The sequence below is a fragment of the Salipiger mangrovisoli genome (assembly GCF_015223355.1).
Lineage (GTDB): Bacteria > Pseudomonadota > Alphaproteobacteria > Rhodobacterales > Rhodobacteraceae > Salipiger > Salipiger mangrovisoli.
In genome coordinates this window covers 517,955-530,862 of record NZ_JADFFK010000001.1, presented here as the reverse complement: position 1 = coordinate 530,862, position 12,908 = coordinate 517,955, and the positions used below count along the sequence as shown (strand labels likewise).

The 12,908-nt window shown below is 67.5% G+C and carries 9 protein-coding genes; 3 read left to right on the top strand and 6 right to left on the bottom strand.

Annotated features, from left to right (window positions below; translation table 11 throughout):
* The first annotated feature begins 8 nt into the window (after positions 1-8).
* Both IQ782_RS02585 and IQ782_RS02580 read left to right on the top strand, forming a co-directional pair.
* Positions 9-1,391 carry a pyruvate dehydrogenase complex E1 component subunit beta gene (locus IQ782_RS02585; RefSeq protein ID WP_194133028.1) on the top strand — a complete coding sequence of 461 codons (1,383 nt, stop codon included), beginning with the start codon at positions 9-11 and terminating at the stop codon, positions 1,389-1,391.
* Between the two features lie 10 nt (positions 1,392-1,401).
* A complete protein-coding gene (locus IQ782_RS02580) occupies positions 1,402-2,724 on the top strand; it encodes a pyruvate dehydrogenase complex dihydrolipoamide acetyltransferase (RefSeq protein ID WP_194133027.1) in 1,323 nt (440 codons plus the stop codon).
* Between the two features lie 147 nt (positions 2,725-2,871).
* On the opposite strand, the gene IQ782_RS02575 is transcribed toward IQ782_RS02580, so the two are convergent.
* Entirely contained in the window at positions 2,872-4,458 is a 1,587-nt protein-coding gene (locus tag IQ782_RS02575) for an arylsulfatase (RefSeq protein WP_194133026.1), read from the bottom strand.
* A 335-nt stretch (positions 4,459-4,793) separates the two neighbouring features.
* On the opposite strand from IQ782_RS02575, the gene IQ782_RS02570 reads away from it, so the two are divergent.
* On the top strand, positions 4,794-5,993 hold the full coding sequence (locus tag IQ782_RS02570) for an MFS transporter (protein ID WP_194133025.1): 1,200 nt from the start codon (positions 4,794-4,796) through the stop codon (positions 5,991-5,993).
* A 123-nt stretch (positions 5,994-6,116) separates the two neighbouring features.
* Here the strand turns inward: IQ782_RS02570 and cysE are convergent, their stop codons facing one another.
* The 5 genes from cysE to IQ782_RS02545 all read right to left on the bottom strand — a co-directional run bounded on the left by cysE (position 6,117) and on the right by IQ782_RS02545 (position 12,908).
* On the bottom strand, positions 6,117-6,935 hold the full coding sequence (gene cysE, locus IQ782_RS02565; protein ID WP_194133024.1) for a serine O-acetyltransferase: 819 nt from the start codon (positions 6,933-6,935) through the stop codon (positions 6,117-6,119).
* Positions 6,936-7,049: 114 nt separating this feature from the next.
* Entirely contained in the window at positions 7,050-10,958 is a 3,909-nt protein-coding gene (locus IQ782_RS02560) for a baseplate multidomain protein megatron (protein WP_194133023.1), read from the bottom strand.
* Entirely contained in the window at positions 10,958-11,398 is a 441-nt protein-coding gene (locus tag IQ782_RS02555) for an NlpC/P60 family protein (protein WP_194133022.1), read from the bottom strand. The genes IQ782_RS02560 and IQ782_RS02555 overlap by 1 nt, the downstream gene beginning before the upstream one ends.
* Positions 11,395-12,276: a DUF2163 domain-containing protein gene (locus tag IQ782_RS02550; RefSeq protein ID WP_194133021.1), complete on the bottom strand. Its 882-nt coding sequence runs from the start codon at positions 12,274-12,276 to the stop codon at positions 11,395-11,397. Before IQ782_RS02550 ends, IQ782_RS02555 begins: the two co-directional genes overlap by 4 nt.
* Entirely contained in the window at positions 12,276-12,908 is a 633-nt protein-coding gene (locus IQ782_RS02545) for a DUF2460 domain-containing protein (RefSeq protein ID WP_194133020.1), read from the bottom strand. Before IQ782_RS02545 ends, IQ782_RS02550 begins: the two co-directional genes overlap by 1 nt.

The window sequence follows — 12,908 nt, the reverse complement described above, 5'->3', positions numbered from 1 at the left end:
AGACGGATATGGCAACCGAAATTCTCATGCCCGCGCTCTCGCCGACCATGGAAGAGGGCACGCTGGCCAAATGGCTGGTCAAAGAGGGTGACACCGTGAGCTCGGGCGACATCCTCGCCGAGATCGAGACCGACAAGGCGACGATGGAATTCGAGGCGGTCGACGAGGGCATCGTCGGCAAGCTGCTGATCGCCGAGGGCACCGAGGGCGTGAAGGTCAACACCCCGATCGCCGTGCTGGTCGAGGAAGGCGAGGACGCCTCGTCGATCGAGACCTCTTCGGGTGGCGACACCGCCCCCGCGCCCGCCGCGGAAGAAGCCCCGGCAGCGCCGGTCGAGGCGGCCCCCGCCTCTGCCCCCGCCACCCCCAAGGCCAAGGCGGTCGAGCCCGACTGGCCCGAGGGCACCGAGATGAAGACCCAGACCGTGCGCGAAGCTCTCCGCGACGCCATGGCCGAGGAAATGCGCAACGATCCCAACGTCTTCGTCATGGGCGAGGAAGTTGCCGAGTACCAGGGCGCCTACAAGGTGACCCAGGGCCTGCTCGACGAATTCGGCTCCAAGCGCGTCATCGACACGCCGATCACCGAGCACGGCTTTGCCGGCATCGGCGTCGGCGCGGCCTTCGGCGGGCTCAAGCCCATCGTCGAGTTCATGACCTTCAACTTCGCCATGCAGGCGATCGACCAGATCATCAACTCGGCGGCCAAGACGCTCTACATGTCCGGCGGTCAGATGGGCGCGCCCATGGTGTTCCGCGGCCCGAACGGCGCCGCCGCCCGCGTCGGCGCGCAGCACTCCCAGGATTACGCCGCATGGTACGCGATGGTGCCCGGCCTCAAGGTGGCGATGCCCTATTCGGCAGCCGACGCCAAGGGCCTGCTGAAGAGCGCCATCCGTGACCCGAACCCGGTGATCTTCCTCGAGAACGAGATCCTCTACGGCCGCTCCTTCGAGGTGCCGGTGATGGACGATTTCACCGTGCCCTTCGGCAAGGCGAAGATCTGGCGCGAGGGCACCGATGTCACCATCGTGTCCTTCGGCATCGGCATGACCTACGCGCTCGAAGCGGCGGACAAGCTGGCCGAGGACGGCATCTCGGCCGAGGTCATCGACCTGCGCACCCTGCGCCCGATCGACTACGGCACCGTCATCGAGTCGGTGAAGAAGACCAACCGCTGCGTGACCGTGGAAGAGGGCTGGCCGGTGGGCTCCATCGGCAACCACCTCTCGGCCTACATCATGCAGAACGCCTTCGACTGGCTCGACGCCCCGGTGATCAACTGCACCGGCAAGGACGTGCCGATGCCCTATGCGGCGAACCTCGAGAAGCACGCGCTGATCACCACTGCAGAGGTGATCGACGCCGTCCGCCAAGTCACCTACCGGTAAGGAGAGCGTCATGCCCACGGAAATCCTGATGCCCGCGCTGTCCCCCACCATGGAGGAAGGCACGCTGGCCAAGTGGCTGGTGAAAGAGGGCGACACGGTCAGCTCGGGCGACATCATCGCCGAGATCGAGACCGACAAGGCGACGATGGAATTCGAAGCCGTCGACGAAGGCGTGATCGGCAAGATCCTCATCGAGGAAGGCAGCGAAGGGGTGAAGGTGAACACCCCCATCGCGGTCCTGCTCGAAGAGGGCGAGAGCGCCGATGACATCGACACCTCGGCCCCCAAGGCCGAGGCGAAGGCCGAAGCGCCCAAGGCGGAAGAGGCCAAGGCAGCGGCGGCCACCCCGGCAGCCGGCTCCGCGACCCCTGCCCCGGCTGCCCCCGCGGCGGCCGACGGCAGCCGCGTCTTCGCCTCGCCGCTGGCCCGCCGCATCGCGGCGGACAAGGGGCTCGACCTTGCACAGGTCAAGGGCACCGGCCCGCACGGCCGCATCGTGAAGGCCGACGTCGAGGCCGCCAAGCCCGGCGCGGCAGCCGCCCCGGCGGCAGCAGCCGAGACCAAGGCAGCCGAGGCTCCGAAGGCCGCGGCGATGCCCTCGGGCCCGTCCTCGGACGCGGTGCGCAAGATGTACGAGGGGCGCGAGATCGAAGAGGTCAAGCTCGACGGCATGCGCAAGACGGTGGCGAGCCGCCTCACCGAGGCGAAGCAGACCATCCCGCACTTCTACCTGCGCAAGGACATCAAGCTCGACGCGCTGCTGAAGTTCCGCAGCCAGCTCAACAAGCAGCTGGAAGCGCGCGGCGTGAAGCTCTCGGTCAACGACTTCGTCATCAAGGCCTGTGCCCTGGCGCTGCAGTCGGTGCCGGATGCCAATGCCGTCTGGGCAGGCGACCGCATCTTCAAGCTGAAGCCGTCGGACGTGGCGGTGGCCGTGGCGATCGAAGGCGGTCTCTTCACCCCGGTGCTGAAGGATGCCGAGATGAAGTCGCTCTCGGCGCTCTCGGCAGAGATGAAGGACCTCGCGGGCCGCGCCCGGAACAAGAAGCTGGCACCGCATGAGTACATCGGCGGCAGCTTCGCGATCTCCAACCTCGGCATGTACGGCATCGACAACTTCGACGCGGTGATCAACCCGCCGCATGGCGCGATCCTCGCCGTGGGCGCGGGCGTGAAGAAGCCGGTCGTGGGTGCCGATGGCGAGCTCGCCGTGGCGACGGTGATGTCGGTGACGCTCTCGGTCGACCACCGGGTCATCGACGGCGCGCTGGGGGCCGAGCTGCTGCAGGCGATTGCCGACAACCTCGAGAACCCGATGGTAATGCTCGCCTGATCCGGGCGCATCGCTGGAACAAAGAACGGCCCCACTGCAAGGTGGGGCCGTTTTGCTTTGCCCGGCCCCCGGCCCCGCTTTCGGCCCCGGACCGCAAAGGGCGCGGACCCTCCGGACCGCGCCCCGCCTTCGTTCGCAACGCAGTGTTTACTGCATCGCCTTTTCCATGAAGTCCGCCACGACATTCGACATGTCGAAGGACGCCCCGCCCTGCACCGGCGGATATTCCGCCAGGGTCTGCAGGTGCTGGCCCATGAGCACGCTCATCGGCTGCATGAGCCAGGACACCTTCTGCATCAGGTGTCCGTAGGCGTCAGTGCTGCTGTAGCTCTCGAAGGGGTCCATGCGGATGTTGAACACCAGCGGCGCGGTGCGCGCCTGCAGGCTGTCGTAATAGTCCTCCTTGGTGGAGAAGTGGAACTTCCACGGCCCCATGCGGATAGCGGTCAGCTTGCTCTCGTAGTAGTAGAAGATGCTGTTGCGGGCCGACTGGTCCTCTTCGCCCATCCAGTACGGCAGGTTGTTGACCCCGTCGATGTACTGCTGCTTCTCTTCCATGACCTCGGCGGCCACGTCCTCGATCCCGGCGGCGGCAGCCAGCGAGGTGAACATGTCCTGGTGGCCCTGGATGCCGTTGAGGATCGTCCCGGCCTCGAGATGTCCCGGCCAGCGCACCATCGACGGCACGCGCACACCGCCCTCGTAGGTGGTCATCTTCTCGCCGCGGAACGGCGTGGTGCCGCCATGCGGCCACGAGTTGTGCTCGGGCCCGTTGTCGGTCGAGTACCAGACGATGGTGTTGTCGGAGAGCCCCTGCGCGTCGAGCCAATCGAGAACCATGCCGATATCGTGGTCATGTTGCAGCATCCCCGAGCCGTAAAGATCGGCCTCGGATGTGTATTCCTCGGCCGCGTAGCGCCATTCGTCGTTGAGCCGCGTGTAGAGGTGCATCCGGCTGGTGTTGAGCCAGACGAAGAAGGGCTCGCCCGCCTCCTTGGCCGCGGACATGAAGTCGATCGCCAGCGGCAGCACCTCTTCCTCGTCGAACATCTTCATCCGCTCCTGGGTGAGCGGGCCGGTGTCCTCGATGGTCTGCATGCCGATCTTGCCGAAGCGCGGCTGCTCGGTGGGATCGTCGGTCTCGGACGCAAAGGAGTGGATCACCCCGCGGGTGCCGAACTGCTCCTCATAGGCTTCGAGAGACCCCGAGAAGGCCTCGCCAAAGCGCTGGTAGTCACGCTGCTCTGCCTCCTCCTGGGTGTTGAGGTGATAGAGGTTGCCGAAGAACTCGTCGAAACCGTGCACGGTCGGCAGGTGCTCGTTGCGGTCGCCGAGGTGGTTCTTGCCGAAATGGCCGGTGCGGTAGCCGATTTGCTTCAGCTCCTCCGCCAGCGTCGGCGAGGCCGCCTGAAGCCCGAGCGCAGAGCCCGGCTGGCCCACCGTCGTCATGCCGGAGCGGATCGGGTACTGGCCGGTAATGAAGGCGGCCCGGCCAGCGGTGCAGCTTGGCTGCGCGTAATGGTCGGTGAAGCGAACCCCCTCCATGGCGATGCGGTCGATGTTGGGCGTCGTGTAGCCCATCGTGCCCATCCCGTAGGACGAGAGGTTGGACCAGCCAACGTCGTCGCCCCAGATCACAAGGATGTTCGGCTTTTCGGCCTGCTCCTGCGCGACAGCGGGTGCCGCGAGCGCAAGGACCGACAGCGGAACCGCCAGAATATGTGTCCTCGACATTACTTTTCTCCAAAATTACAGACGCTTGGGCAATGCTCCCCAAAGGGAATTATCCACACCCTCCGCGCGTATTGCTCGCAGAATCCGGGTCGCTGTCCGCCTCGTGACGTAACGTTACACCGTCATGCCCTTCCGTATCGGGCGGTTGCACGCGGACCTCGGGCCATGCGTCATGCGCTGCCTGCATGACGAGATTGCGCAAGCGTCGCTTGCGAAGATGCATCCGCGGCATACGATTGCGCCATGCTGCACTGCGGCGGATGGGTCACCCCCTCCGTGCTCGGGCGCTCCAGAAATCCGATTTCCGACCCACATCCTCCCCTCGGAGCTGAGACATGGCTACCCAAGACCGTCAGGGCCTGCTGACGATTCTCTCGCTGGCGCTTGGCGCCTTTGCAATCGGCGTCTCCGAGTTCGCCGCGATGGGGCTGCTTCCCTACTACGCCGCCGAGCTTGGCGTGACCGAGCCCGATGCGGGCCATGCGGTGAGCGCCTATGCCATTGGCGTGGTCGTCGGCGCCCCGGTGCTCGCGGTGCTTGGCGCGATGATCCCGCGCAAGCTGCTGCTGATCCTGCTGATCTGCTTCTTCGGGTTCGGCAACCTGGTGAGCGCGATGGCCCCCGACCTGCCGCTGCTGATCGTCGGACGCTTCCTTGCAGGGCTGCCGCATGGGGCGTTTCTCGGCATCTCGATGCTCTTTGCCGCCGAGTTCTCGCCCGAGGGCCGCAAGGCGCGCGGCGTTGCACAGGTGCTGATGGGGCTGACGCTGGCCAATGTCATCGGCGTGCCGCTGGCTGGTGCGGTCGGGCAGATCTTCGGCTGGCGTCTCTGCTTTGTCGCCACCACCGTGATCGCCGCCGCCTCGGCGCTGATGATTGCGCGGATGGCTCCGAACGTGCAGAGCGGCCCGATGCCGAGCCCCTTGCGCGAGCTCTCGGCGCTTGCCAACCCCGCTGTCTGGAGCACGCTGCTGGTTGGCGCGATCGGCTTTGGCGGGGTTTTCGCGGTCTATTCCTATTTCTCGGCTGCGATGCTCGACGCCACCAACGCCCCTGCATGGGCGATCCCGGCGGCGCTTTCGGGCTTTGGCATCGGCGGGGTGCTGGGCAACCTGATTGCCGGGAGGCTGGCGGATTGGTCGCGGCTCGGCGGCGCGCTGTTGCTGCTGGTCGGCATGACCGCCATGTGCCTGCTCTATACCGCGGTGGTCGGCGACTGGCTGATGATGGGCCTGTCGCTCTTCCTGCTCGGCACCACGGCGAGCCTCGCCATTCCGTTGCAGATGCGGCTGATGGACGTGGCTGGCGAGGCCCAGACCCTGGCCGCGGCGCTCAACCATGCCGCTTTCAACGCCGCCAATGCGCTGGGGCCGTTCCTTGCCGGGCGCGCGCTGGCCGCCGGTCACGGCTGGGGATCGACCGGCCAGGTCGGCGCGGCGCTGGCGGCGGGCGGCATCGTCATGCTGGGTCTGGCCTGGATGGAGGGCCGCAGCCGGGCGCGGCGCGTACTTCCGGCAATGGCCGCCGGAGCCTGATCACCCGCGCCCTGCGCCCCGCAGCCGGGGCCTGGGCAACGCTTCATCAAAAAGGCGCGGTCCCTGCGGACCGCGCCTTCTTGAATTTCTCGGGAAAGCTCCGTTTCCGGGAAGCACCCGGTCTCAATCGCTGCAATTGCAGCCAGTCAGCTTCTGATCCATCGAGCGCGAGGGCTGGTCGCAGCCGGCCTCACCGACGATCTTCGCCGGAACCCCGGCCACGGTCTTGCAGGGCGGCACCTCGGCCAGCACCACGGACCCCGCCGCGATCCGCGAGCGGTCGCCCACCTTGATGTTGCCGAGCACCTTCGCCCCGGCGCCGATCAGCACGCCGTTGCCGATCTTGGGGTGACGGTCCTCGTCCTCTTTCCCGGTGCCGCCGAGCGTCACCGAATGCAGGATCGACACGTCGTCTCCGACCACCGCCGTCTCGCCGATGACGATAGAATGCGCGTGGTCGATCATGATGCCCTTGCCGATCTTCGCGGCCGGGTGGATGTCGACGCCGAACACCTCGGACGAGCGCATCTGGAAGAAATACGACAGGTCGCGGCGGCCCTGGTTCCAGAGCCAATGCGCGACACGCTGGCTTTGCACCGCCTGAAACCCTTTGAAGTAGAGCAGCGGCTGCAGGTAGCGGTGGCAGGCCGGATCGCGCTCGAAGGTGGCCTGGATATCGGCCCGCGCGTTCAGCGCCAGCGAGGGATCGGAGCTATAGGCCTCGTCGCAGATCTCGCGCAGGATCTGCTCGGACATCTCGCCGTTCGCCAGCTTGAGCGAGATGCGATAGGCCAAGGCCCGCTCGATGGTCGGATGGTGCAGGATCGAAATGTGCACCGAGCCGCCCAGCAGTGGCTCGGCAGCGACAACCTCTTCGGCCTCGCGGACGATGCGGGCCCAGACTGGGTCCAGTTCGGCGATCTTGGCGCGGGTCTTGGCCATGGGAGTCCTCCGTCGGTTGCGGCCTACTCTAGCAGATAGCCGCTGCGGGTCGACATGCAAAACTGTGATCTAGGGGATCGCGAGCAGAGATGGAAGACCCTGCGGAAGCCGCTGTCAGGCAAAGAGCGTGAGCCGCGCGAAAGGACCCGCCCCGTAGCGCGCCGAGACCTGCGCCACCTGCACCTCGAACGCCCCCGAGAGGCTATCCTGCGCAGGATCGTAGACCAGCTGCGGCTCGGTGCAGAACGCCTCGCGCAGCACCGCGCCGCCCTGAAGGACGCGCATCAGGTAGCGCTCGCTTTCCTCGGCGAGCGGCACGTCGGGCAATTCCCAGTCGTCGCCATCGATGCGCGTGCGGCGGATCCAGCTCAGGCGCAGCGCCGAGCCGCTGGCCGGGGCCGCGCGCAGATGCGCCGGTCGGTAGGGGCGCAGCCCGTTGCCGTCGAAGGCCAGCACCCGATGCACGTAGGACGGATCGTCGTAGCCGCGCCTGGCCGGCCCGATGCGGTAGTGCCGGGCCTGCCGCCGCTGAGACGGCGCCAGCGCGATCTGCTGCGGCGCGCCGTCGAGCAGCACCACCCAGGATCCCGCCGGCCAGGCCTCTGGCATCAGCCCGTCACTGCCCGCTTGCCCGCGCAGCCGGTGCGAGACCAGCCAGCGCCCAGGCGCAAGCAGCTCGGCATCGCGAAATTGGAGCAGTTCCCAATTGCCCGGCGCGCCATCGCTGATCGCCAGGACGTTCGCACCGCCCAGCAAGGCGTCCTCGCTGACCGATTGCAATGCCCCCGAGCGCAGCACGATCTGAAGCGGCGCACCCCGGTCGATGCGGCCCGCGGGTGCGGCGGCGAGCGGCGTCTCGGTGACCCCGACCGTCGCCCGCGCCGCGATGATGTCGTTGAGCAGGTAGTCCGCATCCGAGGCCGCGTCATAGACCGCCACGCTGCCCGGCCAGGGCGAGGCCGTCACCGCCAGATGCGGCGCGTGGTCCATCTCGGAACCGTGCAGCAGCGGCAGGTCGAGAAAGAGCGGCTCCACCGGCACCGGTGCCGCGAAGGGACGCAGCAGCGGCTCGCCCTCGTCCATATCGGCGGGCAGGTAGGTGTCGGGTTCGATGCGCACCGCCTCGATCTTCCGGTGACTGCCGCTCTCGACCCGATCGATGCGCGCGCGCAGCGGCCCCGAAGCGGCGGGCAGCTCGACGATATCGCCCGCGCCAAGCGCCATTTGCGAGAGCGGAAGCGCGAAGCGCAAGGTGTCGCGGGCGATGCGCGCCTCGGCCAGCCAGCGCTCGAGCACCATGCGCCCCTCGGCACGGGTAAGCGCCATGGCCAGTTCGGTCTCGGCCACGCCCTGGCTCTTCGTGTCGGGAAGCACGACCTCTTCTCCGGTGATCCCATGATCGCCGTCCGCTTCGACGAAGCGCAGACGCAGGCGCCCGGCCATTTCCGCCTCGGCGGCGCGGATGTGCAGCAGATCGGCCTCTTCCCTCAGGTCATGCACCAACTCCGCAGGATCGAGCCGGACCGGTGCCCGCCCACGACGCTGCACGAAACGCAGCATCCCGTCGCGCTCGACCGCATCGACGCCATGCGCGAGCAGCAGCGGTTGCAGCGCGGCACGTGCGTCGCCCATCCGGTCGAGGTGGTAACCCCGCACCCACCCCCAGGCCTGGCTCACATCCACCCCGGTCAATCCCGCCTCCACGCAGATCTCTGCCACCACAGAGGCCAGCGTCCGCGCCGAGGCACGCCCGTTCAACCAATGCCCGCGCCGATAATTCGCCCCGTCGCTCCACAGCTCTCCCAGCCCCGGAAACCAGGGGTAAGGCCGCGCGTCCCAGGCCCAGACCAACGCCCGCGACATGTCGAGCATTTGCGCGCCGTAGACCTCCGAGACCGGATTGTGGGCTGCATCGTTCCAGTAGGAATGGACGGCGCGCAGGTATTGGCGCTGCATAAGCTCGTCACGCAAACCATTGGAGTAATGCGGAAGTTTACTTTCAGAGCTTTTTGGATCGAGGAACTTGTTGGGCTGGTTCGCACCTTTGTCGATGGCGGCGCAACCAAGCTCGGTGAACCAGATCGGCTTGCTTTGCGGTTGCCAGCCGGTGGGCACATCCTGGCGCACACCGGCGATCCGCTCATGGTGCAGCCGCGACCACCAGCTCCGCAGGTCCTTGTAGCGGTAGACCCAATCCTCGCCATGCGCGCCATCGGTGATCGGGGCGCGGCGCTGCGCCGCGCGCGCCTCGGGGCTGGGGTAATACCAGTCAAACCCCTCGCCGCCCTCGATGTTCGCCTTGAGATAGTCCGGGCTGTAGATCGCCCCCCAATGCGCATCTGCATGATCGTCGCCATCGCGCCAGTCCGCGAGCGGCATGTAGTTGTCGATGCCGATAAAATCGATCTGCGCATCGCTCCACAGCGGATCGAGGTGGAAATAGACATCCCCCGTACCGTCCTGCGGATGAAAGCCGAAATACTCGCTCCAGTCGGCCGCGTAGCCGATCTTCACCTCCGGTCCCAGCAGCGCGCGGCACTCGGCGGCCAGCGCCCGCAGCCCTGCCACCGCAGGAAAACCACTGGCCCCCCGGATCTGGGTCAGCGCACGCATTTCCGAGCCGATGCAGAAGGCCGTGACGCCGCCCGCCGCCGCGCAGAGCGCCGCCTGGTGCAGGATAAAACGGCGGAAGGACCATTCCTCGGGCCCTGCATAGACCACCGCGCCCGGCGCCACCGAGAAATCCGCAGCCGTGGCTGTACCGAAAAAGGCGCTGACCTCGGCGTCGGCCACCGCGCTGCCGTCCGGGGAGCCACTCTGCCCGGGCGCGAGGCTGGTGGTGATCCTCCCGCGCCAGGGCAGCGCCGGCTGGCCCTCGGCGCCGGTCCAGGGGTCGGTCAGCGTGTTGCCCGCCATCTGGTCCATCAGCACGAACGGGTAGAACACCACGTCCAACCCGCGGGCCGCCATCTCCTGCAGCGCTTCGATCACCGAGACATCAGCGGGCGTGCCGCCGTAAACCGGACGACCGCCCTGCTGCGGCACAAGCTCCGCGCCGTCGCGTCCGAGCCCGGAGACGCGCCAGGGCATCTGCGCCGAATCCCACTCGCTCTGCTCCACCTTCGGTCGAATGGAGCACGTCCCACAGCGCAGATCGCTGCCGAACCAGCTCACCACCAGCGACGCGGCACGGCACTCCGGCAGCTCGTCGCGCAGCTGGTTCAGGGAGACGAGGAAATCCGGCACCTCGGCGGGCGTGTTGAGGTTCACCGCCCCCCGTGCCCCGCCGCCGTACTCAAGGTAGACCGGCTGCGTCGCCAGCGCGTACTCACCGGTGCCCGGAATCATCGCCACGCCGCGAAGAGCGCGCGGCACGTCCTCTGCGTCCCCGAGCTCGGGACGGGTGACCTCGAAACTGAACTGCGGCACGCGGTTGCCGAAGCGCTCGAGCATCAGGTCTTCGATCACCACATAGGCCGTGCCGCGATAGGCCGGTGCATTGCCCGCTCCTTCCACCGCCTCGATCTTGGGGTCGGGGAGCTGCTCGCGGCACCCGGTGTAGACGCGCATGTTGAGATCACGCGGAGCGATTTCCGCGCCATCCGCCCAGACCCGGCCGACACCGGTGATCTCGCCCTCGCAGAGCGCCAGCGCGAGGCTGAGCGAATAGCTGTAGCTCTTCACCGTGGTTTCGCTGCGGGGGCTGCCCTTGCCGCCGCTGCTCACCTTGCTCTTACGCATGTGTTCGGTGAACTCCGTCGCCCAGATCACCTGCGCGCCCACGCGCATCCGGCCCCAAACGTGCGGCACCGCCGCCCCCTCTCCCGACCCGGCAAGACGGAAGCGCTCGATCCGGCCGGTCTCGACCGTCTCGGAGCCCGCGCCCAACAACCGCTGGTCCAGCGCCCGCCCGAGCCCTGCGCCGATGAACCGGCCAACGGCGGTCATGGACAGGCCGAGAACGGAACCGCCAACCGAGCTACCAAGCGCCGCTCCAGCGGCCGAAAGCAGGATCGTAGCCATCAGTCTAGCTCCTTGGGAAAGGCAAAGCGCGCCACGATGCGGCGGCGCCAGGGCGCGGTCAGTGCGCTTTCGGTCACCTTGTGACCGCTGTAGGCATGGATAAAACTGGCCGCCTCCCCGGTCCGCGCCTGAAGCCCGAGATGCTTGGCCACCGCCGCCTCCCGCATTCGGAACAGCAGAACGTCCCCTGGAGCCTCGTCACGAAGCGCCTTGGCACTCAGGTGACGCAGCGCCGCGCGCAGCAGCGCCTCGTCGCCCTGCGGTTCCGACCAGTCGCGGCTGTAGGGTGGCACCGGCTCGGGCTCTGCCCCGATCACCTCGCGCCAGACTCCGCGCAGCAGCCCGAGGCAGTCGCAGCCCGCGCCGCGCACCGAGGCCTGATGCAGGTAAGGCGTGCCAATCCACTGCCTCGCCGCGCCGACGATAGCTGCCCCGCTCATCGCCGCGACCCGCCGTCTGTCACCGCGGCACGGCTCGCATGCACCAGCATCCAGTCGTCCTCGGGAATATCGGGGAAGCCCTGGAAGTTGATCAGGTTGTCGAACTTGAAGCGGCATGTCTCGAGCCGTTTGTCGCAACCGGCCGTGATCCGGCAGATATCGCCCGGCGCCAGCGCGGCCCGCAGCGGCTCCCAGAGCTCGATCACCCGGACACCGTCGACCGTGCGGTCGCGCTTTATCGCCGTGCCCAGCCCGGCACCCGCGCCGCTCTGCATGTCAAGCCGCCCGCGGGTGAACCAGCCCTCCTCGAAACCCGGCATCGGCCCCAGGTCGAACCGCCGGCTCTCTGTAACCGCCAGCACCACCGCAGAGTGGACATAACCCGGCGTCGCAAGATCGAAGCCGCAGCCGCGATCGCCAAGTACCGCCGAACAGGGTTTCTGGTAGACCCGCCCGCGCGGCAGGTTCAGCGCCTCGGTGAGCCCCCGCAGTTCGACGTGGAAAGCGCCGTCGCCGCGGCGAATTTCCCCGATCGTGCCCCGGAACATCAGCTGCCGTTGCGCCACATCCGCCCAGTTCACCAGCCAGGCCGTCAGCGCGGCCCCGTCGAAACGGCCGGCTTCAATGTCCGCGTCACACAGGGCGGCATCCGAGAGCGCGCCCATCGCCTCGGTGTTGTCCACCGACAGCCCGGTGACCTGTTGCAGAGCCAAAGCGCTCATCCCGGTGCCCGCGCGGAACAGCAGCCCGTCGAAGCTGAGATCGCGGTCGTGGTCGGTGAACCCCAGACGCGTGCCATCCGCCCGTGTCAGCGCCCAGCAGCGCGCCACCGTGGTCGGCCCGCCCGCGAGATGCGCGTGAAGATCCGAAGCCCCCATCAGACCCGCAGCTCCACCACCGGCACGTCGGGCACCTGTCCGGCCTGGAAACTCGCCACTGAGACGCTAATCCGGTCGGTGTCGAAACGCACCGGCACGTCGAACTCGAAGCCCGCGCTGACCTCGACGCCGGCGAGCGGCGGCTCGGCAAAGGTCACAAGCCCGGTGCTGCAGTCGATTTCGAAATGCACCCCCTCCTGCATCTCGACATCCTGCACCGCCGCGAGCACCGTGCCCGCCACCGGCTTGGTGATCGGCCGTGCGTAGCTGGCACTGCCCGAGCGGTAGGTCTTGGTCAGCTGAAACACCCGGCGTGCCCCGTCGCCATGCGCGATCACCTGATCGATCGCCGCAACGGTGCCCGAAGGCGGGCACGATTTGAAATCCGACCAGTCCTTCCAGCGGAAGCCATGGAGCTGGCCGCGCCGCGCCTCGAAAAAGGCCAGCAGCTGCGCGATGTCGTCGAGCGAGCGCAGCCCAAGCCCGGCATCGAAGCGCCGCCGCGAGTCAGCCCAGGGCGTGTTGCGCTCCTCGTGGCCGGAACTGAGTTCCACCACATCGGTGCGCCGCTCGGGTCCCCCCATGGCCCCGAAGCTCAGATCAGCGGGAAAGCGTGTCTCGTGGAAGCTCAT